Genomic DNA, 26,146 nt, shown 5'->3' with positions numbered 1-26,146 from the left:
AGCCTGATTCTCCGGCCCGCGTTCCGCGGCCGGTGCCGTAGCGGACGATGCCGGGCCGAGGGGGAAGGTCAGGCCGCGCTGGCAGAGCGCATGGCTGGCCGAGGACTGAGATGGCGCGGGCGAATCTCGACGTGGTCACCGACGCCGTCGACGGACTGCTGGATGCGGCGCTCGATTTCCGCCAGATGTCCGGGGCGATCGAGCAGGTCCGCCGTCTCTTCGACGGTTCCAAGATCTGCCTTGGGTATTTCGGCCCGGATTCGCATCCCGACGATGCGATCACCAATGCGTCCGACCCGGACCTCAATGCGTTCCTCTATCGCGAGCTGATGCCGGACGCCGCACGTTTCGCCGCGCGGGTGGCCGCGGTGCCGATCGGCTCGGCCTACCGGGACCAGATCCTGTTCGGCGAGGACTTCCGCGACAGCCGCCTCTGGCGCGAATGGATGGCGCCGCAGGACATGTATGGCGGGATGGCGAGCCGCGTGCTCGATGTCGACGGCTCCTTCTGGATGTTCGACATCCAGCGCGGCCGCCGCCAGGAGATGTTCGACGCGTCCGAATTTGCGCTGTTCGAGCGGGTGGCGGGGGTGATGCGGCGCGTCACGCTGCTGCATCACCAGCTCGGCGGCGTCAGCATCGAGCGCGAGATGGCGCGGCGGGCGCTCGATGAGCTCTCGCTCGCCGTCATCATCGTCGATCGCGCCATGCAGTTCGCCTATGCGAATGCGGCTGGCGATGAGCTGCTGGCCAATCCGGCGGGCCCGCTCGGCTTGCGGGGCGGCAGGCTGTGGGCTCGTGCGACATCCGAGCAAGGCGGGCTGAAGGACCTGGTCGCCAAGGCGAGCGATCTCGCCGGCGCGCGGGGGCAGATGCTGCTCAGGGCGCGCAGCGGGGAGGGACGTGACGTCTCGCTCTGCGTCACGCCGCTGTCGGTAGCCTACGCCCTGCCCGGGCGGATGAACGATGTGATGATCGTGGCGCGCCCGCTTGAACCCGCTGGCGGGGGGCTCGCTGCCGCAAGGCAGATGTTCGACCTGACCGAGGCCGAAGCGGGATTGGCGCTGGGGCTGGCCTCCGGCCTGTCCCTGACCGAGCTGGCGCGGCAGCAGGGCATCAGGATGACGACGGCGCGCACCCATCTCGCCCGGATCTTCTGGAAGACCGGGACGCGGCAGCAGAGCCAGGTCGCGGCCCTGCTGCGCGCGGCGGAGCTGCCGCTGCGCCGGCGATAGGGCGGCGCCCGGCCGGGGTGGGCGCCGATGATGCACTGCCGCGACGGCTTGCCTTTTGCCGCCGCCTCGCCCAAAACCCGCGGGCAGGGTCGAGGCGCCCGTCCGGGCGTCTTCCTTCGGAGATTTGAGCATGAGCAGCTTCGCCGATCTGCGGCGCATGATGGTCGATTGCCAGTTGCGCACCTATGACGTGACCGATCGGGCCGTGCTCGCCGCGGCCGACACGGTGCCGCGCGAAGCCTTCCTGCCGGGCGAGCTTTCGCATCTGGCCTATCTCGACCGCCAGGAGCCGCTACCGGGCACCGGCCGGGCGCTGCCGGCTCCGATGGTGACGGCGCGGATGATCCAGGTGCTCGATCTGCAGCCGGGCGAAGAAGCCCTCGAATATGGCGGTGGCTCGGGCTATGGCGCGGCGCTGATGGCGGCGATGGGTGCCAAGACGACGCTGCTGGAGCCGGACGAGGCTGCTCTGGCGCTGGCGCGTACCGCCTTCGCCCAGCCAGGCGTGCCCGCCGCCGAATTGCTGGCGAAATTGCCGGAGCACCGGCAGTTCGATGCCGTTCTGGTCAGCGGTGCCTGCGAGACGCAGCCCGAGCCGCTGTTTCGTCATGTCCGCCAGGGCGGACGGCTGATCGTCGTCGAGGGGGTGGGGCGCGCGGCGCGCGTGGTGCTCCACCGCAAGGCGGGCGAATCGCTCTCCGGCCGGCCGGTTTTCGATGCAGCGGCGCCCGTGCTGCGCGAATTCCGCAAGGCGGAGGTGTTCGCGCTGTGAGGGCAAGGCCGGCCGTCGGGTCGGTTTTCCCCAGAAGGGCTAGCCCGTCGGTACTAATCCCGACGGGAGTGTCGCATTTTTGCGGCAGTTGCGAATTGAAAAGCGGCCGGTTCGTCTCGCATCATTGGCGAGGGGAGCTGCAAAGCTTATGATTTTAAATCGAGTGCCGAGGCTGGGGCGATGCCTGGGCGTGACTAGAGTCCGCACAAGAGGCGTCCAGTGATCCTAACGCGACCGACCTTGAAGAAGACCGCGAGCCGCCTGCTGCTGGCCGGCATGCTGGGAGCCGTCACCGGCTCGCCGGCGCTGGCGCAGACGATGGAAGCGGCGCTGGGGCGCGCCTATTCGGGCAATCCAACGCTGAACGCACAGCGCGCCTTGGTGCGCGCCACCAATGAGAACGTGCCGCAGGCGCTCTCCGGCTACCGCCCGCGCATCACCGCCTCGGCCGATATCGGCGCCAGCATCACCGAGAGCGACACCCCGTTCAACGCGCAGGGCACCGGCTCGGCGCACAACCGCAGCGTCTCGCGCCTCAATCCGCGCGGTGGCGGGCTGCAGGTCGACCAGAACATCTTCGATAGCGGCAAGACCCGCAGCTCCGTCAGCCAGGCCGAATCCCAGGTGCTGGCGGCGCGCTCGACCTTGCTCAACACCGAGCAGAACGTGCTGCTCGACGCGGCGACGTCCTATATGAACGTGCTGCGCGACACGGCGATCCTCAACCTCAACCGCAACAACGTCGAGGTGCTGGAAGAGCAGCTGCGCCAGACCAAGGACCGCTTCCAGGTCGGCGAGGTGACGCGCACCGACGTCGCCCAGGCCGAGGCGCGCCTGTCCTCGGCGCAGTCGCAGGAGATCCTGGCGGAATCCAATCTCAAGACCTCGATCGCGCGCTTCCGCCAGAATGTCGGCGTCGAGCCCAAGCAGCTCGCTCCCGGCCGGCCGGTCGAGAACCTGCTGCCGAAGTCACTGCCGGCCGCGCTCAACGTGGCGCTGCAGGGCCACCCCGCCATCATCGCGGCGCTGCATGGCGTCGATGCGGCGGAACTGCAGGTCAAGGTCACCGAGGCTGATCTCGGCCCCACGATCGGCGTGCGCGGCCTCGTGCAGCAACGCTACGACTCCCAGTTCTTCGGCGACAATCGCACCTCGGCCAGCGCGGTCGCGACCCTGACCATCCCGATCTATGAGGGCGGGCAGGTCTATTCGCGCACCCGCCAGGCCAAGGAGACTGCCGGGCAGCGCCGGATCGAGGTCGACACCTCGCGCGACACGGTCCGCGCCGCGGTCGTTTCGGCCTGGGGCGCGCATGACGCCGCCAAGGCGCAGATCGTTTCCGCGCAGGCACAGGTCCAGGCCGCCGAGACTGCGCTCGCCGGTGTGCGCGAAGAGGCCAAGGTCGGTCAGCGCACCACGCTCGACGTGCTGAACGCTCAGCAGGAACTGGTCAGCGCCCGCTCGTCGCTGGTGACAGCGCAGCGCGACCGTGTCGTCGCCTCCTATGCCGTCCTTTCGGCGGTCGGGAAGCTTTCGGCCGATACGCTGAAGCTCAAGGCCGAGCGTTACGACTCGCGCAAGCATTACGATCAGGTCAAGGGCCTGCTCTGGGGCACGCAGACGCCGGACGGGCGCTGAGCTTCATGCTCGTCTGAGCCGGCGCGGCGCAGCGCCGGCGCAACACTCGGGATTTCTCCTGTGGGCCGGCCTCCAGTTGCCTTGCCTGCCGCTTTCCCGGTGAAATACTCATGCAGCGGGGCGCACTGATTCCTTAGGCGTCTCTTGCGTCGAGTGACCGGAATCAGCATGAGCGCGCAGCCCAAGGCCAATGAACCTTCGATGGAGGAAATTCTCGCCTCCATCCGGCGGATCATCGCCGATGACGAGAAGCCTGCTGCGCCGCCGGAGGAGGCCGCTCCCGAGCCGGTTGCGCTGGCGCCTCTGCCTGAGCCGGAACCAGAGCCGGAACTGATCGAGGACGACGTGCTCGACCTCGGCGCCGAGGCCGAGCGCATCGTCGAGGAGCCGCCCGCACCCGTCGCGGCCGCCCCGGCTGACGATGTCGAGTTTGCCGAGCCGCAGGCCGCGGCGCCGGAGCCCGAGCCTGAACCCCGGCCAGAGCCGCCTCAGCCCCAGGCCTTCGTGCCGCCGCCGATCCAGCCGCAGCCAGCACCGCCGATGGACATGACGGCGCTGATCTCGGACCAGACCGGCGCCGCCGTGCAGAACGCCTTCGGCGCGCTCGCAAACACCGTGCTCAGCAACAATGCGCGCACGCTGGAGGATCTCGTCAAGGAGATGCTCAAGCCGATGCTCAAGACCTGGCTCGACGACAACCTGCCGGCGATGGTCGAGCGGCTGGTCCGGGCCGAAATCGAGCGCGTCGCCCGCGGCGGGCGACGCTGAGCGTTTTCAACGCCGCCGCCGGCGGCGCTGTGTCCGGGGCGGCCCGAAGGCCCCGCCTTCATTGAGGCTCTGGATCGCGTAGCCTGCGAGCGCCATCAGCGCAGTCTGCGGGCCGAGGCGCGAGACCAGCAGCTGCATTCCGAGCGACAGCGGCCGGGGATAGCGGCCCGACGCCGCTTCCGAGGCGACCCAGGCGCCGACGAGATGAACGAGAAATCTCATCGCGCCCTCCTCAGAGCAGGACTTTGCGGTTGCTGCCGAGGTCGGGCCGCGAACCGGTGACCGCTGCGGCCACCATCTTCACGCTCGTCACGATCTTGCCAGGACTGTCCCAGAACTCGGCCAGACTGGGACGCACCTTCAGGATGCGGATATTCGGATCGTCCTTGCTTTCCCAGAAAGCGCGGGCCGCAGGCGACCAGAGTTCGGCGACGCGCCCCCGATCGTCGAGCAGGTTCGCCGTGCCGGTGACCGAGACATATTTGTACGAGCCGTTGTCGCCGAAGCAGAGGCAGACATTCTCGTTGATCTCGATCTCGTCATCCTTGTGGGAACGCAGATCGGTGAGGAAATAGATCGCATCCTCGTCGCGGCGGGGATGGGCGCTCATCGGGCGGGCGCGCAAGACGTCACCGCCTTCGTCATGGCTGACGAGCATGCACAGGCCGATCTCCTCGATCAGCTCCCAGACTCGGTCCTGGTCGGTCTTCCTGGTCATTGCGGCCTCCTGATGCGGTCTTGTTCCAACTGGCGTCGGCCCGTACTGTTCCCGCGGAACGCTTGGGCGGGCGACGCGTTCGAAAGGTCATACGGCGCCAATGCACGTGCGCCTGGCCTGGAGTGTCCCCATGAAGAAGCCCGCCTCGCGGATCGACATGCCGTCGAACGCCAAGAACGAAGTGATCGCCATTCTCAACGAGCGCCTGCAGGACGGGATCGATCTGGCGCTCGCCACCAAGCAGGCGCACTGGAACCTGAAGGGCCCTGGCTTCATCGGCGTGCATCTGATGCTCGACGGCTTTCGCAAGGATCTCGACGAGCATGTCGACACCGTCGCCGAGCGCGTGGCCCAATTGGGCGGCACGGCGCTCGGCACGACCCAGACGGTCGCGTCCGGCAGCAGCCTCAAGCCCTATCCGACCGACATCATTGCCGTGAAAGACCATCTCGACGCGCTGATCGAGCGCTACGCCGGCGCGGCGAACAGCGTGCGCGATGCCATCGACAAGACCGACGAGGCGGGGGACGCCGGCACTGCCGACCTGCTGACCGCCTACTCGCAAAGTCTCGACAAGGCCCTGTGGTTCCTGCAATCGAGCGCCGCCTGAACGTCGACAGGGCCGCCATGCATCGAAATCGTTGACGGGACGCCCGTCCGTGCGCTCTTAAGACCGCAGACCTTTTGGCTTCGTTTTCGCGGCCGGGGCAGGTTCCCCGGCCGTTTGGCGTTCGAGCAGAGCGATGATGGACAAGACATTCGAGCCGGCCTCCGTCGAGGCACGCATCAACAAGGCCTGGGAGGAAGCGGACGCCTTCAAGGCGGGCCGCGGGGCGGCCCCCGGGGCCGAGCCCTATTGCATCGTGATCCCGCCGCCGAACGTCACCGGCTCGCTGCATATGGGCCATGCGCTCAACAACACGCTGCAGGACGTGCTCTGCCGCTTCGAGCGCCTGCGTGGCAAGGACGTGCTCTGGCAGCCGGGCACGGACCATGCCGGCATCGCGACGCAGATGGTGGTCGAGCGCAAGCTCGCGGCCGAGAACAAGACCGACCGGCGGACGATGGGCCGCGAGGCCTTCCTGGCCGAGGTCTGGAAGTGGAAGGACGAGTCGGGCGGGACGATCGTCAACCAGCTCAAGCGCCTCGGCGCCTCCTGCGACTGGTCACGCGAGCGCTTTACCATGGACGAGGGCCTCTCGGCCGCCGTCCTCAAGGTCTTCGTCGGCCTGCACAAGCAGGGGCTGATCTATCGCGCCAAGCGGCTGGTGAACTGGGACCCGAAGTTCCAGACCGCGATCTCCGACATCGAGGTGCTGCAGCTCGAGAAGACCGGCTCGTTCAAATGGCAGCGCGGCGGCGAGGAGGCGTTTGACGCCAACAAGCTGGAGAAGGCGCTGGCCAAGGACCCGAACGGTCATCTCTATTACTTCGACTACCCGATCGAGGGCGTCGCCTACGATCCGGAGGACGCGTCGACCTACATCACCGTCGCTACGACCCGGCCGGAGACGATGCTGGGCGATACCGGCGTCGCCGTGCATCCCGAGAACGACAAGCTCAAGGGGCTGATCGGCAAGAACGCCGTCCTGCCGCTGGTCAAGCGCGTCATCCCGGTCTTCGGCGACGACTATGCCGATCCGGAGAAGGGCACCGGCGCGGTCAAGATCACCCCGGCGCACGACTTCAACGATTTCGATGTCGGCAAGCGCAATTCCCTCAGGGTCGTCAATATCCTGGACGGAGAAGCTCGCATCCTGATTCAGGACAATGCCGACTTCCTGGAAGGCGCCGCACCTGAGCCCGAGACGCTGGCGCTGCATGGCCTCGACCGCTTCGCCGCGCGCAAGGCCGTGGTCGGGCTGATGGCGGCGCGTGGGCTGCTGCGCAAGGTCGAGCCGAACACCCATACCGTGCCGCATGGCGACCGCTCGGACGTGGTGATCGAGCCCTGGCTGACCGACCAGTGGTATGTCGACGTCCAGCCGCTGGCGCAGCGCGCGCTCGCGGCGGTCAAGGACGGCAAGACCCGGATCACGCCGGAAAGCTGGACCAAGACCTACAATGACTGGCTCGAGAACATCGAGCCCTGGTGCGTCTCGCGCCAGCTCTGGTGGGGCCACCAGATCCCGGCCTGGTACGGGCCGGACGGCGAATGCTTCGTCGCCGAGTCGGAGGCCGGTGCGCAGGCGCTGGCGCTTGCCCATTACGGCGGGCCGGTCGAGCTCAAGCGCGACGAGGACGTGCTCGACACCTGGTTCTCGTCCGCCCTGTGGCCGTTTTCGACCCTCGGCTGGCCGGAGGAGACGCCGGAGCTCAAGCGCTACTATCCGACCGCGACGCTGGTCACCGGCTTCGACATCATCTTCTTCTGGGTCGCCCGGATGATGATGATGGGCCTCAACTTCATGGACGAGGTGCCGTTCCGCGACGTCTATCTCCACGCGATGGTTCGCGACGAGAAGGGCGCGAAGATGTCGAAGTCAAAAGGCAACGTCATCGATCCGCTCGTGCTCATCGATACCTATGGCGCGGATGCGCTGCGCTTCACCTTCGCGGCGATGGCGGCGCAGGGGCGCGACATCAAGCTCGCGACCTCGCGCGTCGAGGGCTACCGCAACTTCGCGACCAAGATCTGGAACGCAGCCCGCTTCGCCGAGATCAATGGCTGCCTGCGAGCGGAAGGCTTCGACCCTGCCGGGGCCAAGCTGCCGCTGAACCGCTGGATCCTGTCCGAGGCGGCCCGCAGCGCCAATGCGGTCGCGGGCGGCATCGCCGAGTTCAAGTTCAACGAGGCGGCGGATGCGGCCTATCGCTTCGTCTGGGGCCAGTTCTGCGACTGGTATCTCGAATTGTCGAAGCCGGTGCTGCAGGCCGAGGATCTCGACGCGGCCGGCACTGCGGCGCGGGCGGAGACACAGGCGACGGTGGCGCATGTCATCGACCTGATCTGCCAGCTGCTGCACCCGTTCATGCCGTTCCTGACCGAGGAGCTCTGGGCGCAGAAGGCCAATGCCGGCGCGCCGCGCACCGTTCCGGCCGGGGAGGCGGGCCTCGTCTGCCTGACGCGCTGGCCGGAGCTCAACGCGCTGGTCGACGAGGCGGCGGAAGCCGAGATCGGCTTCGTCGTCGATCTCATCTCCGACATCCGCTCGATCCGCTCGGAGGCCAATGTGCCGGGCGGGACGCAGGTGCCGCTGGTGCTGGTCAAGGCGAGCGCCGCGACCAGGGCTGCGGTCGAGGCCTGGGCGCCGATGATCGAGCGGCTGGCGCGGCTTTCTGCGATCGAGTTCGCCGATGAGGCGCCCGGCCAGTCGGCGCAGATCATCGTGCGCGGGGAGGTCGCGGCGCTGCCGCTGGCGGGGATCATCGATCTCGACGCCGAGCGGGCGCGTCTCACCAAGGAACTCGGCAAGCTCGACCAGGACATCGCCGCGGTCGACAGGAAGCTCGGCAATCCCGACTTCATGGCGCGGGCGCCGGAGGAGATCGTCGAGGAGAACCGCGAGCGCAAGGCGGCCGCCGAAGCCCGCAAGCTCAAGATCGCGGAAGCATTGGAGCGGCTCCAATAGATCGCCGCGCGTCCGATAGGACGCGATAACGGTGATCTATCGATTTGTCATAGCATCGGATTTGTCCGAAAAGTGGATTCCACTTTTCGGTCCGATGCTGCCGCCGTTCCTGTCACGTGCGCGTCAGGCGAAACTTGGTATGGTTCCAGGCAATGAGCCTGGAGCCCCGCCATGTTCCGCCGCAACGCCTTCGGCCAGTTCAGCGTCGATGATTTCCTGACCGAGGCCGGCACGCCGTCGCGGCGGCGTTTCCTGATCGGGCTTGCAGCCTCCGGCCTCTTGCTGACCGGCGGCGGCGTCATCGACCAGCGCGTCTGGGCCAATCCGGTCTTCGCTGCCTACCCGTTCGGGCTCGGCATCGCCTCTGGCGACCCTTCCGCCGACGGCTTCGTGATCTGGACCAAGCTCGCGCCGCTGCCGCTTGCCCGCAATGGCGGCATGCCGATGAAGGCGGTCGAGGTCGCCTACGAGATCGCGACCGAGACCAATATGCGCGGGGTGGTGCAGCGCGGCACGGCGCTGGCGCGACCCGAGCTCGGCCACGCGGTCCATGTCGAGGTCGCCGGGCTGGAACCCAACCGCGACTATTTCTATCGCTTCAGCTGCGGCGGCGAGCGCAGCATGATCGGCCGGGCCCGGACGCTGCCAGCTGCGGGGGCGAGCGTCGAGCGCGTCAATCTCGGCGTGCTCGGCTGCCAGCGCTATGAGGACGGCTTCTTCACCGCCTTCCGCCATGTCGCCGACGAGCGCTTCGACTTCGTCTTCCACTATGGCGACTACATCTACGAGTACCGGATGGTCAGGCCGAACGAGCGGCCGCTGCCGGTGGCACGGGTGATGCCGGGCGAGCCCGACGAGATCTATGCGCTCGCCGACTACCGCCAGCGCTACGCCATCTACAAGATGGATCCCGACCTCCAGCTCGCCCATGCCTCGGCGCCGTGGATCGTCTCCTTCGACGACCATGAGGTCGACAACAATTTCGCCGGCATGATCTCGGAGGAGAACATTCCGCCGGAGATCTTCGCGCTGCGCCGCGCCGCCGGCTTCCAGGCCTGGTACGAGCACATGCCATTGCGCCGGACTTCGCTGCCGAACGGGCCGTGGATCCAGGCCTATCGCCGTTTCCAGTTTGGCGACCTCGCCCAGATCGACGTGCTCGACACCCGCCAGTTCCGCAGCGACCAGCCTTGCGGCGACGGCTCGCATGCGGCCTGCGCCGACGCGCTGAAGCCTGAGAACACCATGCTCGGCGAGAAGCAGGAGGCCTGGCTCGGTGAAGGCCTGCGCGCCTCGAAGGCGCGCTGGAACGTGCTGGCGCAGCAGGTCATGCTGATGCGCCACGACCGCGATCCGAACCCCGAGAAGACCGGCTTCAGCATGGACAAGTGGGACGGCGCCGTCGCGGCGCGCAAGCGGCTGTTCGACACGCTGGAGAGCGCCCGCATCGGCAATGCCGTGGTGCTGACCGGCGACATCCACCAGAACTGGGCCGGCGAGCTCAAGGCCGATTTCGACGACCCGAAATCGAAGACGCTCGGCGTCGAGTTCGTGTCGACCTCGATCACCTCGGGCGGCGACGGCGCCGACATGACGAAGGCAGGGCAGGCGGGGCTGAAGAAGAACCCGCATATCGGCTTCTTCAACAACCAGCGCGGCTATATGCGCCACAGCCTGTCGAAGGACCGCTGGCAGGCGGATTACCGCGTCCTCGACAAGGTCACCGTCGCCGGCGCCGCCGTCTCGACGCGGGCGAGCTTCGTCGTCGAGGCCGGGCAGCCGGGCATGAAGCCGGCCTAAGGAGGCCGCGCGGGCCGCAGCAATCGCGCCGCCATTGCGCTGCCACGAACCGGTCGCGATGTTGACTCTAGCCCAAGAGATTAGTGGCCTGATCGCGACAATTGAATTAATGCATAGGACGCAGGGCAGCCCTGCAACCGGCGCGAGAACCGAGGAACGGTTTCCCTTTCATGCTCAAGCGTGCTTACGACTGGTGCGTTTCCTACGCGTCCCACCCTGCCGCGCCCTGGCTGCTTTTCGCCATCACCTTCGTCGAGAGTTCGGTGAGCCCGCTGCCGCCGCTCCCGCTGCTGATCCCGATGTGCATCGCGCGGCCCGACCGAGCCTGGGTCTATGCGGGCGTCTGCTCGCTCGGCGCCGTCACCGGCGGCTATCTCGGCTACGCGATCGGCGCGCTGCTCTATGAGTCGGTCGGCGCCTGGCTGATCGGCATCTACGGCCTGCAGGAGAAGGCAGCCCACCTGATCCATAGCTCGCAGGACTACTGGTTCTGGGTGCTGCTGACCAAGGGCCTGACCCCGATCCCGTTCAAGATCGTCACGATCATGTCCGGCTTCCTGCATTTCGACATCTGGAAGTTCACGCTCGGCATGGTGATCTCGCGCGTCACCTTCTTCGCGATGATCGCGGTGGCGCTGCGTTATTACGGCGACGACATCCGCATCTTCATCGAGAAACACCTGCCGATGACGGCATTGGCGCTGGCGGTGGTCGTGATCGGCGGCTTCTTCGTGCTGCCCATGGTGCTCTGAGCGGGCGAAAAGCCCCCAAATCCTCCCAAGCTGCTGAGAGACCGGCCGCTCGCCGCCTGACCTTCAGGCGGCGTTGGCCTATGGTCGCTCTGATGACGCTGTGGTGGAGGGCTCGATGCATCCATGCCAACGATTGGATGGCGAGGCATGAGCGCCCGTCGCCCAGAGCTCGCCGAGCTCGATTTCGCCAATTTCGCCCGGCAGTTCGACCGCTGCCTGCGGCAGGACAAGGTCATCGCCTTCTCGCGCTGGCGCGACATCATCGAAGCGGTGCCGCCCGGCCTGCAGGACTTCTTCTGGCGCGTCGTCGAGGCCCATCTCAGCCCGGCTGCCGAGACGCGGCTGCGCGGCCTGCGGGACTGGCGCGACTTCCATGGCGAGGTCCTCGATACGCGCTTCCGGCGCCCGTCTGCCGAGCGCCCGCAATTCCGCACGCAAAAGCAGGCCTTCGATTCCTATTCGGCGATCTTCTGGCGCTTCGGCACGACCGAGGCGCGCTTCGACCAGAGATTCGGCCGCCTCGTCCTGCTGGCTCTGCGCAAGGAGAGCAGCACGATCGCCAATCGCGGCAAGGGCTCCTATGACGATCTCGTCGTGGTGATGCGCCGGACCGGGCGCTTCCGCGAGCTCACGAGCTTTCCGATCTGCACCGAGCCGGGCGCCCAGTACTCGCAGCGCGCCAGCGGCGGCGATGCGCGCTACAAGGGCGTCAAGTTCAGCAAGGCCGATGGCGTCGACATCAACAAGGACGGCATCAAGGATGCCGGCCGCCTGACCGAGGGCACCTACCAGTATTTCGAGAAGAAGGGCGGCTTCCTGGGAGACCGCGCCTTCCAGGTGAAGGCCACGCAGGTCGCCGAGCGCGATACAGACGGCGATGGTCGCTTCACCCAGGACGATCCGAGCCGGATCGATCCGTCAGGGGCGGGGACCAGCATGTACATTCACCGCGGCGGGGCGGACAATGTGCTGGAGCCCAACACATGGTCGGCCGGCTGCCAGACGATTCCCAAGAATCGCTATCCGACCTTCCTCAAGGCGGTCGGGACCCCCGGCGCCTTCTATTATGTGCTGGTCAATGCCGCGTCCTGAAGCTCTTGCCGCAGGCTTGGCGGCAGCTCTGTTCTTCGCCGCGCCCGCCGCGCGGGCGCAGTCGGAGGGCGTCATGCCGGCGCCTGGCGGGCAGGTCGCCTGCTCCTTCGGCGCTTTCGTCAGCGAGACCGATCCGGAGGGGCTCAATGTCCGCGCCGGCCCGGGCACGTCACACAAGGTGCTCGGCACGCTGCCGCCGGTGAAGCTCAGCGGCGACGATCCGCCGGTGCGCGCCATGGTCGAAGTCGAGGTCTCGGCCGGTGCCAATGGCTGGTTCAGGATCGCCAAGGCGCGCGACAACGAGATGCTGACCGATGCTGCGCCGCGGCCGATGTTCAAGGGCTCGGGCTGGGTCAGCGGGCGCAAGCTGACCGTGAAGTCGCAGGCCGCCGTCGGCCGACAACGCCCGGACGCCAAGGCACCAACTGTCCTTTCCCGCCAAGACGGGGCGGGGCTCGACGGCGACGCCTTCGTCCAGAACGGTCGCCTTCTCGGCTGCAGTGGCAAATGGGTGCTGGTCGAGTATGGCCTGCCGGCGGACAGCGAGGCGCTGTCCGGAGTGGAGATCAAGCCGGCTGCGAAAGCCGGAGCCGAAGCAGGCCGCTTCCGCGCCTGGGTCGACCGCATCTGCGCGACGCAGGAGACGAGCTGCGACGGCGGCTGAGCGGTCAGGCCTTGCGGAACACCACGCTGAGATTATTCGCCGGCATTGCCGTCACCGCGGGCTCGCCGAAGCCGGCGGCTCTCGCAAGCTCGGCGACGGCTTCCAGCTCGCGCAGCCCCCATTTCGGATTGCGCCGGCGCAGGCTGTCGTCGAAGACGGCGTTGCTCGCCGCCAGCGGCACGTCCTTCTGGCGATAGGGGCCGTAGAGATAGAGCGGCCCGCCCGCCGGCAGGAGCTGCGCCGCCTGCCGGATCAGCCCTTCCGTCGCTACCCAAGGCGAGATGTGGATCATGTTGATGCACAGGATCGCGTCCGCCTGCGTGACCGGCCAGCGCGGCGCGATCGCATCGAGGCGGATGGCCGGGCGCAGGTTCGGCAAGGCGCTCTCGCTGGCCCAGGCATCGATGCTCGCCAGCGCGGCCGGGTCGGGGTCGCTCGGCTGGAAGGTCAGGTCCGGAAAGGCGGCGGCAAAGTGGACAGCGTGCTCGCCGGAGCCGCTGGCGACCTCCAGCACCAGGCCTTGCGCCGGCAGGACCTCGCGCAGCACGGCCAGGATCGGCTCGCGGTTGCGCTGCGTCGCCGGAGCAAATTGCCGGGATTCGTCCTGGGGCATCCTCTTCTCCCATCGCGTTCGGCTGTCGATGCGTTATAAGCGGCAAAGAAGCAGGCCGATAGCGAGCGCGGTCCTGCAGCCCCCGAGCCGGTTTTGTTAACCGAGATCCTGATCGTCATCGTCCTCACCGTGATCAACGGTGTGCTGTCCATGTCCGAACTCGCAGTGGTCTCATCCCGGCCGGCACGGTTGAAAGTCCTCGCCGATCAAGGCAGCAAAGGGGCCGCCACGGCGATCCGGCTCGCCGAGAATCCCGGCCGCTTCCTCTCGACCGTACAGATCGGCATCACGCTGGTCGGCGTGCTCTCCGGCGCCTTCTCCGGTGCGACGCTCGGCGCGCGCCTGTCCGAATGGCTCGGCACGCATGGATTTTCGAGCTCCGCGGCCGATGCGCTCGGCGTCGGCACGGTCGTCGTCCTGATCACCTATCTCTCGCTGATCGTCGGCGAGCTTGTGCCGAAGCAGATCGCGCTGCGAGATGCCGAGCGCGTCGCGGCGCGTGTCGCGCCGACCATGGCGGTCCTGGCCAAGATCAACGCGCCCCTGGTCTGGCTGCTCGATGCGTCGGGCAAGCTCGTGCTGGCGCTGCTCGGCCAGAAGGGCGAGGCGGAGGAAACGGTCACCGAGGAGGAGGTCCGCACCATCATCGCGGAGGCCGAGAATGCCGGCGTGCTGGAGCGCGACGAGCGCGAGATGATCTCGGGCGTGATGCGCCTCGCCGACCGCTCGGCGCGGGCGCTGATGACTCCGCGCCGCGAAGTCGAGGTGATCGACCTCAGCGACACGCTCGACGAGATCCGTGCGCAGGTCCGCGCAACGCGGCGCAATCGCCTGCCGGTGCAGGATGGCGAGGCCGATTCGATCATCGGCATCATCGAGATGAAGGACCTGTTCGAGGCGCTCGCCGACGACAAGGTCGAGTTGCGCAGCCTGGTGCGCGAGGCGCCGGTCGTGCTCGACACCACCGGTGCGCTCGAAGTGCTGCGCGCGCTCCGCGCCACCCATGTCCACATGGCGCTGGTCTTCGACGAGTACGGTCATTTTGAGGGAATCATCACTTCGAGCGACGTGCTGGAAGCGATCACCGGCGTCTTCCAGGACGAGGACGAGGAGGAACCGGCGATCGTCACCCGCGCCGACGGCTCCTTCCTGGTCGCCGGCTGGATGCAGGTCGACGAGTTCTCGCACGAGCTCGGCATCCATGTGCCGCGCGACGCCGACTACCAGACCGTCGCCGGGTTCGTGCTGGCCGAGATGAACCGGCTGCCCAATGTCGGCGAGAGCTTCGAGAAGGGCCATTGGCGCTTCGAGGTGGTCGATCTCGACGGCAGGCGGATCGACAAGCTCCTGGTCAGCCGGGTGGATTGAGGGGCTGCCGTCCCGGCAACCTTCACTCGTCATGGTCGGGCTTGTCCCGACCATCCACGCCTTCCTGCAATGCAGTGTTCAAGACGTGGATGCTCGCCACAAGGGCGAGCATGACGGCAGTGACGATTGACGCTGCTCAGGCCAACTGATGTAAGATAAGCTCAGGGGCCCATCGCGACCGCCCCGTGAGGCGTCAGCCCAAGGATCGCGTCCAAACTCCTTCATGCAAGGATGGACGCTCATGTCTTCCAACATCCAGATCACGCCTGCGCAATTGTCCCGGCTCGTCGGCCTGCCCGATGCACCAACTCTCATCGACGTCCGCATCGACGAGGACGTCGCCGCCGATCCGCGCCTGCTGCCGACGAGCGAGCGCCGCAGCCATCGCGATGTCGCCAATTGGGCAGGCGCCTATGCCGGCCGCAAGGTCGTCGTCATCTGCCAGCGCGGGCAGAAGCTCAGCGAGGGCGTCGCCGCCTGGCTGCGGCATGAGGGCGTCGAAGCGGAGAACCTCACCGGGGGATTCGAGGCCTGGCGCGAGGTTGGCGGGCTGCTGGTCGAGACCGGCAAGCTGCCGAAGCGTGATGTCGCCGGGCGCACGCTCTGGGTGACGCGGGCGCGGCCCAAGGTCGACCGTCTCGCCTGCCCCTGGCTGATCCGCCGCTTCGTCGATCCTCGCGCCGTCTTCCTGTTCGTCTCGGCTGCGGAGGTTCCGGCGGTCGCCGACAGGTTCGGGGCGACGGCCTTCGACATCGACGGGGTGTTCTGGAGCCATCGCGGCGAGCGCTGCAGCTTCGACACGATGATCGAGGAGTTCGGGTTGTCGTCGCCGGCGCTCGACCAGCTCGCCACCATCGTGCGGGCAGCTGATACGGCCCGGCTCGACCTGGTGCCGCAGGCGGCCGGCTTCCTCGCGGCGTCGCTCGGCCTGTCACGGATGTATCGCGACGATCTGGCACAGCTCGAGGCCGGCATGCTGCTCTACGACGCCTTCTATCGCTGGTGCCGCGATGCGAGCGAGGAAACCCATAACTGGCCGTCCGCGCCGGTGAAGAATTGAGGACCGGGCGATGACGGCCGCGACACATGAAGGGGCGGCGACAGCCGCCCCTGCCACACCGACTCTCGTGCAGGCGACGCGGGTCTGGCTCAAGATCGGCCTGCTCTCCTTCGGCGGGCCGGCCGGGCAGATCGCGCTGATGCACAAGGAGCTGGTCGACGAGCGCCGCTGGATCGGCGAGCGCCGGTTCCTGCATGCGCTCAACTACTGCATGCTGCTGCCCGGCCCCGAGGCGCAGCAGCTCGCGACCTATATCGGCTGGCTGATGCACCGGACGGTGGGCGGACTGATCGCCGGCCTGCTCTTCATCCTGCCGGGCGCGCTGGTGATGTGGGCGCTGAGCCTGCTCTATGTGCTCTACCGGCAGATCCCGCTGGTCGATGCGATCTTCTTCGGCGTCAAGGCGGCGGTGCTCGCCATCGTCGTCGAGGCGGGCCTCAGGATCAGCAAGCGGGCGCTGAAGAACCGCGCGATGGTGGCGATCGCGATCGTCGCCTTCCTCGCGCTCTTCCTGCTCAAGGCGCCGTTCCCGCTGGTGATCTTCTGCGCGGGGCTGGTCGGCTGGCTCGGCAATCGCTGGGCGCCGGCATTGTTCGGCGGTGGCGGCCATGCCGGCAAGGACGGCGCACCGGAGTTCAAGGGCGTGGTCGACCTGATGTTCGAGCGTGGTGAGCTCGCCCACGCCGAACCCTCGGCGGGGAGGGCGCTCAGGGTGCTGGCGCTCTGGCTGCCGCTTTGGCTCGGGCCGGTCGTGCTGCTCTGGGCGCTGCTCGGAAGCGGCAATGTCTTCACCCAGATCGGCGCCTTCTTCAGCGCCATGGCGGTCGTCACCTTCGGCGGCGCCTATGCCGTGCTGGCCTATGTCGCGCAGGCGGCGGTCGAGACCTATGGCTGGCTCGTCGCCGGCGAGATGGTCGACGGGCTCGGTCTGGCAGAGACGACGCCCGGGCCGCTGATCCTGGTGCTGCAGTTCACCGGCTTCCTCGCTGCCTGGCGCGGCCATGGCGGGCTCGATCCGCTTCTCGCCGGCAGCCTCGGCGGCCTGCTGACGGTCTGGGTCACCTTCGCGCCCTGCTTCCTCTGGATCTTCCTCGGCGCGCCCTACATCGAGGCTCTGCGCGGCAACAAGTCGCTTTCGGCGGCGCTGACCGCGATCACGGCCGCCGTCGTCGGCGTCATCGCCAATCTCGCGCTCTGGTTCGGCCTGCATGTGCTGTTCAGGACGGTACAGCCTGTGGTCCTTGGACCGCTGGCACCGGACCTGCCGGTGCTGGCCTCGCTCGATTGGCGGGCGGCGATATTGGCGGCGTTGGCGATGATCGCGCTGCTGCGTTTCAAGCTCGGCATGGTGCCGGTGCTGGCCGTCTGCGCCGCGGCGGGTGTCGCGTTGTTGAGGTTAGCGGGCTGATCCAGATTGTTTCAGTAAGTGGAATTCTGAACTGTCCGGCTTGCCGATTATTTTTCCAGGCGTGCAGGGACATATCCTGATGGCTGCCAATGATCGGCCGCTGCCAGTCTCAGGAGACCACCATGTCCCGTATCGCCATTCCCTCGCGCGCCGAGGCGCCCGAAGCAGCGCGGCCATTGCTCGATTCCGTTGAGAAGCAACTCGGCTCCGTGCCCGATCTGTTCCGGTTGCTGGCTCAGAGCCCGGCGGCTCTCGAAGGCTTTCTCGGGTTGAACGGCGCGCTCGGCCGCACGCTCAATGGCCGTTTGCGTGAAAGCGTCGCGCTTGCCGTGGCGCAGAGCAATGGCTGCGATTATTGCCTGTCGGCGCACAGCTACCTCGGCGCCAATCTGGCGAAGCTCGACGTCGCTGAGATCGCCCGCAATCGCGCTGGCGCCTCCAGCGATCCGCGATCGGACGCGGCGCTGCGCTTTGCGCTGCGCATCGTCGAGACCCGAGGGCGAGTCAGCGACGCCGAGCTGGCCGAGATGCGCAATGCCGGCTTCAGCGAGGCGCAGCTGGTCGAGATCGTCGGCCTCGTCGCCGTCAACGTCTTCACCAACTACCTCAACAATCTCGCTGAAACCGACATCGACTTTCCGGTGGTGCTCGCTGCCGAAGCGGCCTGACGACTGGCATCCGCCCTTCGACCAGCGACGGCAAAAGGGCTGTAATGCGCTCGACCGATGCTTTGGCATGGTGGCGAGCGCAAAGGTCGGCATCGCCACTCCCGGCGATGCCCGGCGGGTATTCCTGCGGAGCGATGCGATGACCCACCGTTTCCTCGAGATCGCGACGACACCGGCCGTTAAGGCGGCGCAGGAGGCGCAAGGCAGCCGGCGCGCCTATGCCAGGCAGGAGGAGGGCGAGCCGCACAATGACCGGCTCGGCGAGGCCGAGGCCGGCTTCATCGCGGCGCGTGACTCCTTCTATCTGGCGAGCGTGTCGGAAACCGGCTGGCCCTATCTGCAGCATCGTGGCGGCCCGGCCGGCTTCCTGCGCGTGCTCGACGAGACCACGCTCGGCTTCGCCGATCTGCGCGGCAATCGGCAATATTTGAGCCTCGGCAACCTCTCGGCCGACGACCGGCTCTGCCTGTTCCTGATGGATTACGGCCATAAGGCGCGGCTGAAGATCTTCGGGCGGGCGCGGTTCCATGATCTCGCGGCCGAGCCGGACTTGGCCCGGCGCCTGATCGTGCCGGGCTATCGCGCCGTGCCGGAGCGCGGCGTCACCATCAAGGTCGAAGCCTTCGACTGGAACTGCCCGCAGCACATCACGCCGCGCTTCAGCGAGGCCGAGCTGGCGCTGGCGCTCGCGCCGGTGCGGCAGCGGCTCGAAGAGCTGGAAGCGGAGAATACCCGGCTGCGGGCTGAGCTTGCGGCCCACGCCAATGTCTAGTGGCGCATCGGATTGGTCCAAAAAGTGGTGCCCACTTTTCGGTCCGATGCGCTAACGCCGTTCGCCCGGCTCGATCACCCGGTATTCGGCGTCGACGATCTCACCGCGGGCGGCGTCCTGCTGCCGGCGCTCGAAGGGATTGTCGGGATTGATACCGGCGGCGCGCATACGGCGGCGCATCTGCCAGGCGGCGAAAGCGCCGCCGGCGATGACCAGCGGCACGAGGATCAGCGCCAGGCTGGCCGCGACCAGGAAAATCAGCACGCCGACGACAAAGGCACCGGCCATGACCAGCCAGCTCGCCCAGCGGGGCAAGCGGACCAGGCGGGCGCTGGCGGCGTTGTTGAGGTCGATACGGATCATTGGCTCGTTTCGTTTCGTGTCACCCGCGCACAATCTAGGAAGCGAATGCGGCGTTGACGAGATCGGGCGAGCCCAGGCGATGACGATTTCGTCAGGATGGCGCGCTCCACCGTCATTGCGAGCGTAGCGAAGCAATCTACGGGGACGTAACGCTCTGCCGCCCTGGATTGCTTCGTCGCTACGCTCCTCGCAATGACGGAAGAGGCCGTCAGCCCGGCGCGCGCCAGTCATAGATCCAGGCGTGGCGCTTGCGCATGCCGTCGGGGCCCATGCGGCGCATGGCGAAGTCGCGGGCGAAGCTCCAGGGCCGGCCGAGATGGTAGGCCTCGCCATTCTTGCGGCTGGCCTGCTGGACCCGCGCCGCGCGCTCGCCGCGCGCCTTGGCATAGGCCGTAAGCGCTGCCGGCACCGCGGCTGATCCTTCGCTCGACAGTCGCGTCGCGAGTTCATGGGCCAGCACGGCGGCGTCCTCGATCGCGAGGGCGGCGCCCTGTGCCAGGAAGGGCAGGATCGGGTGGGCAGCGTCGCCGAGCAGGGCGATGCGGCCTTTCGCCATACGGGCCGGCGCACGGTCGTAGAGCGACCAGATCCGCCAGTTCGGGGCTCGCTCGATCAGTTCGCGCAGGCCCGGGCCGGCAGTGCCTACGATCTCGGTCAGTTGCGAAGCTTCGCCCTCGCGCGACCAGCCGGGCCGTGCCTCGCGTGCGGCGCGGATCAGGACGAGGTTGATCTCCTTGCCGGCGGAGACGGGGTAATGCACGGCATGGCGGGCGCGGCCGAGATGCAGCGCCACCGCGGGGCGGCGCAGCGCCTCCGGCAGCCCCTCCGCCGGGATCAGCGCGCGCCAGGCCTCCCAGCCGGTGAAGCCGGGCTCGGTCGTGTCGCCGACGAGGGCGCGGGCGCGCGACCATAGGCCGTCGGCGCCGATCAGGGCCATGGCCTGGACCGTTTCGGTACCGCCGCTTTCGCTGGCGAGGGTAACCACAACGCTGCTTTCAGTCTCATGGGCGTCGACGAGGCCGCGGCCGATGATCCAGCGGATGTTCGGCAGGGTCCTGGCCGAATCGAGCAACAACTGGTGAAGATCGGCCCGCTTCAGCGAGCGCGACGGCGTCGCGCCCTCGACCGGTGGCGCGAAGGGCATGGCGAGCAGGGGCTTGCCGCCGCCCCAATGGCCGATCGCCAGCGCCTCGGGCCGAATCGCAGCGCGGCGCAGGGCGAGGCCGAGATCGAGCGATTCGAGGACACGCCCGGCATTGGGCGAGACCTGGATGCCGGCGCCGGCCTCGTCGAAGCGGGTGCGCTTCTCGGCGATGGCGACGGGAACGCCACGGCGGGCGAGCGCGATCGCGGCGGTCAAGCCGCCGATGCCCGCGCCTGCGATGAGGGTGGGTAGGGTTGCCATAGCTTAAGTCCCGCCGCGCCCCCGGCGGGAGGCGCCGCTCACGCCGCTTTGGCGGCGGTGTCGTGGTATTCGCACTCGGCCGGCTTGCAATGGCCATGGCCGAGCGAGGGCTCGTATTTGAACAGCGTCGAGCAATAGGGGCAGACGATCTCGTCATCCGAGCCCATGTCGAGGAAGACGTGGGGGTGGTCGAAGGGCGGCTTGGCGCCGATGCACATGAACTCGCGCGCGCCGACATGGATCACGGCGACGCCGGGATCATTGTGGAAATGCGGGGTGCCGTGATCGGCCATGGTTCTCGTCCTTGCGATTTGGGCGGCACCATAATCGTTCGCCTCGGGCTGCGCCAGCGCGCGCGAGACAGATCGACCTCGATGCTGCCGTGTCCTGTCGCCGCTGAGCGCGGCGAGGTGATCAGGGCTGGCGGGCGCAGGTCATGCCGATCTCGCGAGCCCGCTCGGTCTCTGCCGGGCTCAGCGCGTCGGCCATGGCCTTGACCCAGAGATTGGCCTGCTTGAGCCCGTCCATCGAGCAGCCGCAGACGCGCTCGCAGATCTCCTTCGGCGTGCCATTCCCGGTGCAGGACCGCTGGCAGGCGGTCAGGAACGGGGCGGCCTCGGCATCCGGCAGTTTCGCGGCCATATGCCCGGTCGCCTGCATGAACAGGAACAACGCGCCGATGAACAGCGGCTGATGGACGAGGTAGACGAACAGGCTGTTGCGGCCGCCGAGGACGACGATCTTGGCCGGAGCTGACGTCGCCCGCCAGTTCGCCCAGCCGCTGCCCTGTGCCCTCGGCAGAACGATCCGTGCCAGCGCCATGCCGGCGAGCACGCAGCCGAACCAGGGGAAGACCGGGACGAAATCGGCGGTGACCGGCCAGGGGCCGAAGCCGAGGAAGGCGAGCCAGTCCTGCGTGAACAGGTCGTGACCCAAGATGAAGGGCAAAGCGAAGACGATGACGGCCGCGATCGCGATGACGGCTGTGGGCAGGAACAGGAAGGGCAGGGCCAGCAAGCTCGCCAGCGCGATGTGGTGCAGGATGCCGAAGAAGATGAAGACGTCCGGCAGGGCGAACCAGGTGGCGGAGGTGACGAGGATCGCCGCGCAGGCGACCAAGGCGAGGCGGCGCAGATAATTGCCGCGGTCGAAGCCCTTGCGCGTCGCCAGCACCAGGCTGAAGCCGACGATCGCCAGGAAGGAGCCGGCGATCAGCCGCGCGAAGACGCGCCAGCCGGGGTCGCTGACGACATCGACCCGGATCAGCCGAAAGAAAGAGAGGTCATAGGCGAAGTGGTAGACGAACATCGCGAGCAGCGCGATGCCGCGGGCCAGATCGACCAGTTCGATACGGCCGCCGGCCGGAGATTGGGCTTGCTCGCTCATGGCTTCGTCATAAGCGGCGCGATGCGGCTGGGGAAGGGGTGGTCCGCACCCGCGAAACGCCAAGCATGCTACCCAAAGCCGCGCCGCCGTGGCAGACCTGCCCCAAGACCAGAGCAGCCGGCGGCAGGACCATGCAGACATTCGATTCCGACGGTGTGAGCATCGCCTATCTCGACCTGGCCCCGACCGGCGAAGGGACCGGCGATCCGATCCTGCTGATCCACGGCTTCGCCTCGAGCCATGCGGTGAACTGGGTCAACACGCAGTGGACGAAGACGCTGACCCATGCCGGCCGACGCGTCGTGCTCTACGACAATCGCGGCCATGGCCGCAGCCAGAAGCTCTACGATCCCGAGGCCTATCACTCGAACATCATGGCCGAGGATGCGCGCCGGCTGATGGACCACCTCTCGATCGAGCGTGCCGATATCATGGGCTATTCGATGGGGGCGCGGATCTCGTCGCATCTGACGCTCGCCCATCCCGAACGCGCGCGTTCGCTGCTGCTCGGGGGCTTGGGCATCCATCTGGTCGAGGGCGTCGGCCTGCCGCTCGGCATTGCCGACGCGATGGAAGCGCCCTCGCTCGCCGACCTGACCGACCCGATGCAGCGCATGTTCCGGGCCTTCGCCGAGAACACCGGCAGCGATCTGCGGGCCCTCGCGGCCTGCATACGTGGCACGCGCCAGACGCTGAGCAAGGAGGAGGTCGGCAAGATCGCGGTGCCGACCCTGGTCAGCGTCGGCACGAAGGACGACGTCTCCGGCTCCGGCCCGGAGCTGGCGGCGTTGATCCCCGGCGCGGAAAGCTTTGCCATCGAGGGGCGCGATCACAATCTCGCGGTTGGTGATCGTACGCACAAGCAGGCCGTGGTCGAGTTCCTGGCGCGCCGGCCGTAGAATAACGTTCTCCGCAGGTAGAATATTATTCTACGGCAATGGCTTGCGGCACTTGTCTCGCAAATCGATTCTTGTTCTTCGCGGCTTGATTCAGCTAGAAGGCGGCACCACGTGCTCTGGCGCGAGCTCATCGTGCCAGATTGATCTACGAGCGAACCGCAGCGGAGAACGCCATGCCATCCGGGCGCCCGAATATCGAGATCCGCGATCCCGCCACCGGCCTCGACCGGCTCGACCCCGTCTGGTCGCGCCTGCGCAACGAGGCCGAGCAGGCGATCGCGAGCGAGCCGGCGATGGCGAGCTTCATCCTGGCGACGATCGCGAACCAGCCGAGCTTCGAGGCGGCGGTGGGCCATCGCATCGCGGCGCGGCTCGGCCATGGCGCCGTGCCGGCCGAGCTGATCGCGCAGGCCTTCGACGAGGCGATCGACGCCGATCCCGAGATCGGGCAAGGCATCCGCGCCGACGTCCTTGCCGTGCTCGACCGCGACCCCGCCTGTTACCGGCTGATCGAGCCGGTTCTGTATTTCAAGGGCTTCCACGCGCTGCAGACGCACCGCCTGGCGCATTGGCTGTGGCGGCAGGATCGGCGCGACTTCGCGCTCTATCTGCAGAGCCGCTCCTCCGAGGTGTTCCAGACCGACATCAATCCGGCCGCGAAAATCGGCAAGGGCGTCTTCCTCGACCATGCCACCGGGCTCGTCGTCGGCGAGACCACGGTGATCGAGGACAATGTCTCGATGCTGCAGGACGTCACGCTCGGCGGCACCGGCAAGCAGGGCGGCGACCGCCATCCCAAGATCCGGAAGGGCGTGCTGATCGGCGCCGGCGCCAAGATCCTCGGCAATATCGAGGTCGGGCAATGCGCCCGCGTCGCTGCCGGCTCGGTCGTGCTCGCGGCGGTGCCGCGCAACACCACGGTCGCCGGCGTGCCGGCCAAGGTGGTCGGGGAAGCCGGCTGTGCAGAGCCCTCGCGCTCGATGGATCAGATCCTGGCCGGCGATTGCGGCGGGGGCATCTGAGGCCGCCCCGAAACTCTACTCCAGCGGCCGTCTGACGGCGTTTTCTGCGCTTCCGGTGCTCACGGACCAATGTCCGCTGCGCTCCGGTTCTCGAAAACACCGCCAGCCGACTCGCTGGAGCGACTTTCGAGAAGGCCTCGGGAGTGCTTTCACAACGACGTCGGGCGCCCGCCCGCTCAGCCCTCGACGAGCTTCTTCTTGTGGTCGTCGAGATGGCCGAGATCGCGTTCGGGATCGAGCCGGTCGCGCACGCGCTGCTTGAGCTGCTTCACATCGGGGAAGCCGCCATCGACGGTGCGGTCCCAGATCAGATCGCCGTCATAGTGGATCTGGAAGATGCCGCCGGTGCGCGGGATCAGCACGACCTCGCCGAGATCCTGGCCGAAGGTCTGCAACAGCTCCTGCGCCATCCAGGCGGAACGGAGCAGCCAGTTGCACATGCTGCAATAGGTGATGGCGATGCGCGGGCCGGGCTTGGGTTCGGTCATGGGATGATCCTGCAGGCGAAGATAGCTTGCTCTTAATCCACGGCGGGAAGCGCAGCCAGCAGTCTTGCGGTGAGTGACTGCGCGGCATGGTTGTGTGGCCGACTATCGTATGCGATGGCGTGGTGGCTGCTCCACGGCAAACCGTTTTGATTCCAGACACCTGGCCGGGCTCTTGCGATGATCTCACGACGTGCCTTCGCCGCCTTGGCCGGTGCAGCTGTACTTGCCGGCTGTGTCTCAACGCAACCAAAGCACGACCTGTCCCTGGATCTCGTCCAGAGCTTCAAATTCGCCGGTGTCGAGGGACGCATCGATCCCGCGATCAGTGGCACCTGGCTTTCGATGAAGGAGGATTTCCTCGCATCGAAAGGCATCGCCATTCCGCAACCCGACTATGAGAATCCCGGCGGCCAGCCGAAGGTGCCGGAGTTCTCACATGATGAGCTCCGCGCTTTTCTCGGTGGTCAGTTCAACGAGCGGCTTGCGAAGGCGTTCGCCGGGCCGATGGCGCAGGAACTGAAAGGTACTCGCCCCGTCCGGATCGTCGCCACCCTCCACTTCGTCGATATTCCGACGCGGGGAGCCCGGGTGATGCGCACGGTCCTGAGCGGCCAGTCTGGCAACGACAACACCATCATCGTTAGCTTCGACATCGTCGACGCGAGATCGGGGCAGAGCCTATTGCGCTTGCCCAATGTCCGCGAGAAGGGCTTCGGGGGAGAGCCGGTCGTCGACTTGGGGCCGCTGACGGTGAAGGTGACCGACCCCGATCCGATGGTGCGGATGCTGATCTCGCTGCGGTCGAAATTCTCCGACTGGCTGTTCAAGCGAGCCGGGACCTGAGCGGCAGCCTTGCACTTCGCCCCAAAACCCCCTAATGCGACCGCGTTTTCAGGCCCTGCGCGGGCGTCGTCAGGAACAAGGTGTCATGGCCAAAGAGAAGTTTGCTCGCACGAAGCCGCACTGCAACATTGGTACGATTGGTCACGTCGACCATGGCAAGACGTCCTTGACGGCTGCGATCACGAAGGTCCTGGCGGAGTCGGGTGGCGCGTCGTTCACGGCGTATGACCAGATCGACAAGGCGCCGGAAGAGAAGGCGCGCGGCATCACGATCTCGACGGCGCACGTCGAGTACGAGACCCCGGCCCGCCACTACGCGCACGTCGACTGCCCCGGGCACGCCGACTATGTGAAGAACATGATCACGGGCGCGGCGCAGATGGACGGCGCGATCCTGGTGGTGTCGGCCGCCGACGGCCCGATGCCGCAGACCCGCGAGCACATCCTGCTGGCGCGCCAGGTCGGCGTCCCGGCGCTGGTGGTGTTCATGAACAAGGTCGATCTGGTCGACGACGCCGAGCTGCTCGAGCTGGTCGAGATGGAGATCCGCGAGCTCCTGTCGAAGTACGACTTCCCGGGCGACGACATCCCGATCACCAAGGGCTCGGCCAAGGCCGCGCTGGACGGCGTCACCCCGGAGATCGGGCATGACGCGGTGATCGCGCTGATGAAGACGGTCGACGACTACATCCCGCAGCCCGAGCGCCCGATCGACCAGCCCTTCCTGATGCCGGTCGAGGACGTGTTCTCGATCTCGGGTCGTGGCACGGTGGTGACCGGCCGCGTCGAGCGCGGCATCGTCAAGGTCGGCGAGGAAATCGAGATCGTCGGCCTGAAGGA

27 protein-coding genes are annotated in these 26,146 nt (G+C 67.3%); 19 read left to right on the top strand and 8 right to left on the bottom strand.

What is annotated here, in order from left to right; genetic code table 11:
- Positions 1 to 110: 110 nt before the first annotated feature.
- From AC3WLC_RS28055 to AC3WLC_RS28040, 4 genes are all read left to right on the top strand, one after another.
- A complete protein-coding gene (locus AC3WLC_RS28055) occupies positions 111 to 1,235 on the top strand; it encodes a helix-turn-helix transcriptional regulator (protein ID WP_493687186.1) in 1,125 nt (374 codons plus the stop codon).
- Positions 1,236 to 1,365: 130 nt separating this feature from the next.
- A complete protein-coding gene (locus AC3WLC_RS28050) occupies positions 1,366 to 2,007 on the top strand; it encodes a protein-L-isoaspartate O-methyltransferase family protein (RefSeq protein WP_493687185.1) in 642 nt (213 codons plus the stop codon).
- 219 nt (positions 2,008 to 2,226) lie between these two features.
- On the top strand, positions 2,227 to 3,645 hold the full coding sequence (locus AC3WLC_RS28045) for a TolC family outer membrane protein (protein WP_493687184.1): 1,419 nt from the start codon (positions 2,227 to 2,229) through the stop codon (positions 3,643 to 3,645).
- A 168-nt stretch (positions 3,646 to 3,813) separates the two neighbouring features.
- The gene (locus AC3WLC_RS28040) at positions 3,814 to 4,413 is read left to right on the top strand and encodes a PopZ family protein (RefSeq protein WP_493687183.1); all 600 of its coding nucleotides are present in this window, start codon (positions 3,814 to 3,816) and stop codon (positions 4,411 to 4,413) included.
- Positions 4,414 to 4,419: 6 nt separating this feature from the next.
- On the opposite strand, the gene AC3WLC_RS28035 is transcribed toward AC3WLC_RS28040, so the two are convergent.
- Positions 4,420 to 4,635, bottom strand: coding sequence for a hypothetical protein (locus AC3WLC_RS28035; protein WP_493687182.1), 216 nt, complete (start codon positions 4,633 to 4,635; stop codon positions 4,420 to 4,422).
- Between the two features lie 10 nt (positions 4,636 to 4,645).
- Entirely contained in the window at positions 4,646 to 5,131 is a 486-nt protein-coding gene (locus tag AC3WLC_RS28030; protein ID WP_493687181.1) for a pyridoxamine 5'-phosphate oxidase family protein, read from the bottom strand.
- Positions 5,132 to 5,261: 130 nt separating this feature from the next.
- Here AC3WLC_RS28030 and dps point away from each other — a divergent pair, with 130 nt between their 5' ends.
- The 6 genes from dps to AC3WLC_RS28000 all read left to right on the top strand — a co-directional run bounded on the left by dps (position 5,262) and on the right by AC3WLC_RS28000 (position 13,011).
- Positions 5,262 to 5,741: a DNA starvation/stationary phase protection protein Dps gene (gene dps, locus AC3WLC_RS28025; protein ID WP_493687180.1), complete on the top strand. Its 480-nt coding sequence runs from the start codon at positions 5,262 to 5,264 to the stop codon at positions 5,739 to 5,741.
- 133 nt (positions 5,742 to 5,874) lie between these two features.
- Complete coding sequence (locus AC3WLC_RS28020) at positions 5,875 to 8,703, top strand: valine--tRNA ligase (RefSeq protein ID WP_493687179.1); 2,829 nt, start codon at positions 5,875 to 5,877, stop codon at positions 8,701 to 8,703.
- Positions 8,704 to 8,874: 171 nt separating this feature from the next.
- Positions 8,875 to 10,503, top strand: coding sequence for an alkaline phosphatase D family protein (locus AC3WLC_RS28015; protein WP_493687178.1), 1,629 nt, complete (start codon positions 8,875 to 8,877; stop codon positions 10,501 to 10,503).
- A gap of 170 nt (positions 10,504 to 10,673) precedes the next feature.
- A complete protein-coding gene (locus AC3WLC_RS28010) occupies positions 10,674 to 11,255 on the top strand; it encodes a YqaA family protein (protein WP_493687177.1) in 582 nt (193 codons plus the stop codon).
- Positions 11,256 to 11,402: 147 nt separating this feature from the next.
- Complete coding sequence (locus tag AC3WLC_RS28005; protein WP_493687176.1) at positions 11,403 to 12,347, top strand: hypothetical protein; 945 nt, start codon at positions 11,403 to 11,405, stop codon at positions 12,345 to 12,347.
- Positions 12,348 to 12,420: 73 nt separating this feature from the next.
- Positions 12,421 to 13,011, top strand: a complete 591-nt coding sequence (locus AC3WLC_RS28000) for an SH3 domain-containing protein (RefSeq protein WP_493687175.1) — start codon at positions 12,421 to 12,423, stop codon at positions 13,009 to 13,011.
- A 4-nt stretch (positions 13,012 to 13,015) separates the two neighbouring features.
- Here AC3WLC_RS28000 and AC3WLC_RS27995 read toward each other — a convergent pair whose 3' ends face one another.
- Complete coding sequence (locus tag AC3WLC_RS27995) at positions 13,016 to 13,624, bottom strand: DUF938 domain-containing protein (RefSeq protein WP_493687174.1); 609 nt, start codon at positions 13,622 to 13,624, stop codon at positions 13,016 to 13,018.
- Positions 13,625 to 13,732: 108 nt separating this feature from the next.
- Here AC3WLC_RS27995 and AC3WLC_RS27990 point away from each other — a divergent pair, with 108 nt between their 5' ends.
- The 5 genes from AC3WLC_RS27990 to AC3WLC_RS27970 all read left to right on the top strand — a co-directional run bounded on the left by AC3WLC_RS27990 (position 13,733) and on the right by AC3WLC_RS27970 (position 18,900).
- Positions 13,733 to 14,992, top strand: a complete 1,260-nt coding sequence (locus AC3WLC_RS27990) for a hemolysin family protein (RefSeq protein WP_493687315.1) — start codon at positions 13,733 to 13,735, stop codon at positions 14,990 to 14,992.
- Between the two features lie 241 nt (positions 14,993 to 15,233).
- The gene (locus AC3WLC_RS27985) at positions 15,234 to 16,052 is read left to right on the top strand and encodes a chromate resistance protein ChrB domain-containing protein (RefSeq protein ID WP_493687173.1); all 819 of its coding nucleotides are present in this window, start codon (positions 15,234 to 15,236) and stop codon (positions 16,050 to 16,052) included.
- Positions 16,053 to 16,062: 10 nt separating this feature from the next.
- Positions 16,063 to 17,460, top strand: a complete 1,398-nt coding sequence (gene chrA / locus AC3WLC_RS27980) for a chromate efflux transporter (protein ID WP_493687172.1) — start codon at positions 16,063 to 16,065, stop codon at positions 17,458 to 17,460.
- A gap of 122 nt (positions 17,461 to 17,582) precedes the next feature.
- Complete coding sequence (locus AC3WLC_RS27975) at positions 17,583 to 18,128, top strand: carboxymuconolactone decarboxylase family protein (protein ID WP_493687171.1); 546 nt, start codon at positions 17,583 to 17,585, stop codon at positions 18,126 to 18,128.
- Between the two features lie 139 nt (positions 18,129 to 18,267).
- Positions 18,268 to 18,900, top strand: coding sequence for a pyridoxamine 5'-phosphate oxidase family protein (locus tag AC3WLC_RS27970; protein ID WP_493687170.1), 633 nt, complete (start codon positions 18,268 to 18,270; stop codon positions 18,898 to 18,900).
- A gap of 51 nt (positions 18,901 to 18,951) precedes the next feature.
- Here AC3WLC_RS27970 and AC3WLC_RS27965 read toward each other — a convergent pair whose 3' ends face one another.
- The 4 genes from AC3WLC_RS27965 to AC3WLC_RS27950 form a co-directional block, all read right to left on the bottom strand.
- Positions 18,952 to 19,263 carry a hypothetical protein gene (locus AC3WLC_RS27965; RefSeq protein ID WP_493687169.1) on the bottom strand — a complete coding sequence of 104 codons (312 nt, stop codon included), beginning with the start codon at positions 19,261 to 19,263 and terminating at the stop codon, positions 18,952 to 18,954.
- A gap of 208 nt (positions 19,264 to 19,471) precedes the next feature.
- A complete protein-coding gene (locus AC3WLC_RS27960; protein WP_493687168.1) occupies positions 19,472 to 20,668 on the bottom strand; it encodes an FAD-dependent monooxygenase in 1,197 nt (398 codons plus the stop codon).
- Positions 20,669 to 20,706: 38 nt separating this feature from the next.
- On the bottom strand, positions 20,707 to 20,961 hold the full coding sequence (locus tag AC3WLC_RS27955; RefSeq protein ID WP_092159679.1) for a zinc-finger domain-containing protein: 255 nt from the start codon (positions 20,959 to 20,961) through the stop codon (positions 20,707 to 20,709).
- Positions 20,962 to 21,082: 121 nt separating this feature from the next.
- A complete protein-coding gene (locus AC3WLC_RS27950; RefSeq protein ID WP_493687167.1) occupies positions 21,083 to 22,054 on the bottom strand; it encodes an acetyltransferase domain-containing protein in 972 nt (323 codons plus the stop codon).
- A gap of 131 nt (positions 22,055 to 22,185) precedes the next feature.
- Between AC3WLC_RS27950 and AC3WLC_RS27945 the strand changes: the two genes are divergently transcribed.
- Together AC3WLC_RS27945 and cysE are read left to right on the top strand one after the other, a co-directional pair.
- The gene (locus tag AC3WLC_RS27945) at positions 22,186 to 22,953 is read left to right on the top strand and encodes an alpha/beta fold hydrolase (RefSeq protein WP_493687166.1); all 768 of its coding nucleotides are present in this window, start codon (positions 22,186 to 22,188) and stop codon (positions 22,951 to 22,953) included.
- 173 nt (positions 22,954 to 23,126) lie between these two features.
- Positions 23,127 to 23,975, top strand: a complete 849-nt coding sequence (gene cysE / locus AC3WLC_RS27940; RefSeq protein ID WP_493687165.1) for a serine O-acetyltransferase — start codon at positions 23,127 to 23,129, stop codon at positions 23,973 to 23,975.
- 176 nt (positions 23,976 to 24,151) lie between these two features.
- Here cysE and AC3WLC_RS27935 read toward each other — a convergent pair whose 3' ends face one another.
- Positions 24,152 to 24,463 (bottom strand): Rdx family protein, encoded by a 312-nt coding sequence (locus AC3WLC_RS27935; protein ID WP_493687164.1) that lies wholly within the window; start codon positions 24,461 to 24,463, stop codon positions 24,152 to 24,154.
- Between the two features lie 177 nt (positions 24,464 to 24,640).
- Between AC3WLC_RS27935 and AC3WLC_RS27930 the strand changes: the two genes are divergently transcribed.
- Both AC3WLC_RS27930 and AC3WLC_RS27925 read left to right on the top strand, forming a co-directional pair.
- Positions 24,641 to 25,306: a hypothetical protein gene (locus AC3WLC_RS27930; protein WP_493687163.1), complete on the top strand. Its 666-nt coding sequence runs from the start codon at positions 24,641 to 24,643 to the stop codon at positions 25,304 to 25,306.
- An 85-nt stretch (positions 25,307 to 25,391) separates the two neighbouring features.
- Positions 25,392 to 26,146: elongation factor Tu (locus AC3WLC_RS27925; protein WP_493687162.1), on the top strand; the 755-nt coding region annotated here is incomplete at its 3' end.

It is taken from the genome of Allobosea sp. GW821-FHT03A12 (assembly GCF_058986765.1).
Note: the sequence above shows the minus strand (reverse complement) of the source record. Positions and strands in the feature narration are given on the sequence as shown.

Excerpts from the sequence above, each read along its gene's own strand:
- AC3WLC_RS28055 (WP_493687186.1), top strand. The coding sequence starts at position 111 with ATGGCGCGGGCGAATCTCGACGTGGTCACCGACGCCGTCGACGGACTG.
- AC3WLC_RS28050 (WP_493687185.1), top strand. The coding sequence starts at position 1,366 with ATGAGCAGCTTCGCCGATCTGCGGCGCATGATGGTCGATTGCCAGTTG.
- AC3WLC_RS28040 (WP_493687183.1), top strand. The coding sequence starts at position 3,814 with ATGAGCGCGCAGCCCAAGGCCAATGAACCTTCGATGGAGGAAATTCTC.
- AC3WLC_RS28035 (WP_493687182.1), bottom strand. The coding sequence starts at position 4,635 with ATGAGATTTCTCGTTCATCTCGTCGGCGCCTGGGTCGCCTCGGAAGCG.
- AC3WLC_RS28030 (WP_493687181.1), bottom strand. The coding sequence starts at position 5,131 with ATGACCAGGAAGACCGACCAGGACCGAGTCTGGGAGCTGATCGAGGAG.
- dps (WP_493687180.1), top strand. The coding sequence starts at position 5,262 with ATGAAGAAGCCCGCCTCGCGGATCGACATGCCGTCGAACGCCAAGAAC.
- AC3WLC_RS28020 (WP_493687179.1), top strand. The coding sequence starts at position 5,875 with ATGATGGACAAGACATTCGAGCCGGCCTCCGTCGAGGCACGCATCAAC.
- AC3WLC_RS28015 (WP_493687178.1), top strand. The coding sequence starts at position 8,875 with ATGTTCCGCCGCAACGCCTTCGGCCAGTTCAGCGTCGATGATTTCCTG.
- AC3WLC_RS28010 (WP_493687177.1), top strand. The coding sequence starts at position 10,674 with ATGCTCAAGCGTGCTTACGACTGGTGCGTTTCCTACGCGTCCCACCCT.
- AC3WLC_RS28005 (WP_493687176.1), top strand. The coding sequence starts at position 11,403 with ATGAGCGCCCGTCGCCCAGAGCTCGCCGAGCTCGATTTCGCCAATTTC.
- AC3WLC_RS28000 (WP_493687175.1), top strand. The coding sequence starts at position 12,421 with ATGCCGGCGCCTGGCGGGCAGGTCGCCTGCTCCTTCGGCGCTTTCGTC.
- AC3WLC_RS27995 (WP_493687174.1), bottom strand. The coding sequence starts at position 13,624 with ATGCCCCAGGACGAATCCCGGCAATTTGCTCCGGCGACGCAGCGCAAC.
- AC3WLC_RS27985 (WP_493687173.1), top strand. The coding sequence starts at position 15,234 with ATGTCTTCCAACATCCAGATCACGCCTGCGCAATTGTCCCGGCTCGTC.
- chrA (WP_493687172.1), top strand. The coding sequence starts at position 16,063 with ATGACGGCCGCGACACATGAAGGGGCGGCGACAGCCGCCCCTGCCACA.
- AC3WLC_RS27975 (WP_493687171.1), top strand. The coding sequence starts at position 17,583 with ATGTCCCGTATCGCCATTCCCTCGCGCGCCGAGGCGCCCGAAGCAGCG.
- AC3WLC_RS27970 (WP_493687170.1), top strand. The coding sequence starts at position 18,268 with ATGACCCACCGTTTCCTCGAGATCGCGACGACACCGGCCGTTAAGGCG.
- AC3WLC_RS27965 (WP_493687169.1), bottom strand. The coding sequence starts at position 19,263 with ATGATCCGTATCGACCTCAACAACGCCGCCAGCGCCCGCCTGGTCCGC.
- AC3WLC_RS27960 (WP_493687168.1), bottom strand. The coding sequence starts at position 20,668 with ATGGCAACCCTACCCACCCTCATCGCAGGCGCGGGCATCGGCGGCTTG.
- AC3WLC_RS27955 (WP_092159679.1), bottom strand. The coding sequence starts at position 20,961 with ATGGCCGATCACGGCACCCCGCATTTCCACAATGATCCCGGCGTCGCC.
- AC3WLC_RS27950 (WP_493687167.1), bottom strand. The coding sequence starts at position 22,054 with ATGAGCGAGCAAGCCCAATCTCCGGCCGGCGGCCGTATCGAACTGGTC.
- AC3WLC_RS27945 (WP_493687166.1), top strand. The coding sequence starts at position 22,186 with ATGCAGACATTCGATTCCGACGGTGTGAGCATCGCCTATCTCGACCTG.
- cysE (WP_493687165.1), top strand. The coding sequence starts at position 23,127 with ATGCCATCCGGGCGCCCGAATATCGAGATCCGCGATCCCGCCACCGGC.
- AC3WLC_RS27935 (WP_493687164.1), bottom strand. The coding sequence starts at position 24,463 with ATGACCGAACCCAAGCCCGGCCCGCGCATCGCCATCACCTATTGCAGC.
- AC3WLC_RS27930 (WP_493687163.1), top strand. The coding sequence starts at position 24,641 with ATGATCTCACGACGTGCCTTCGCCGCCTTGGCCGGTGCAGCTGTACTT.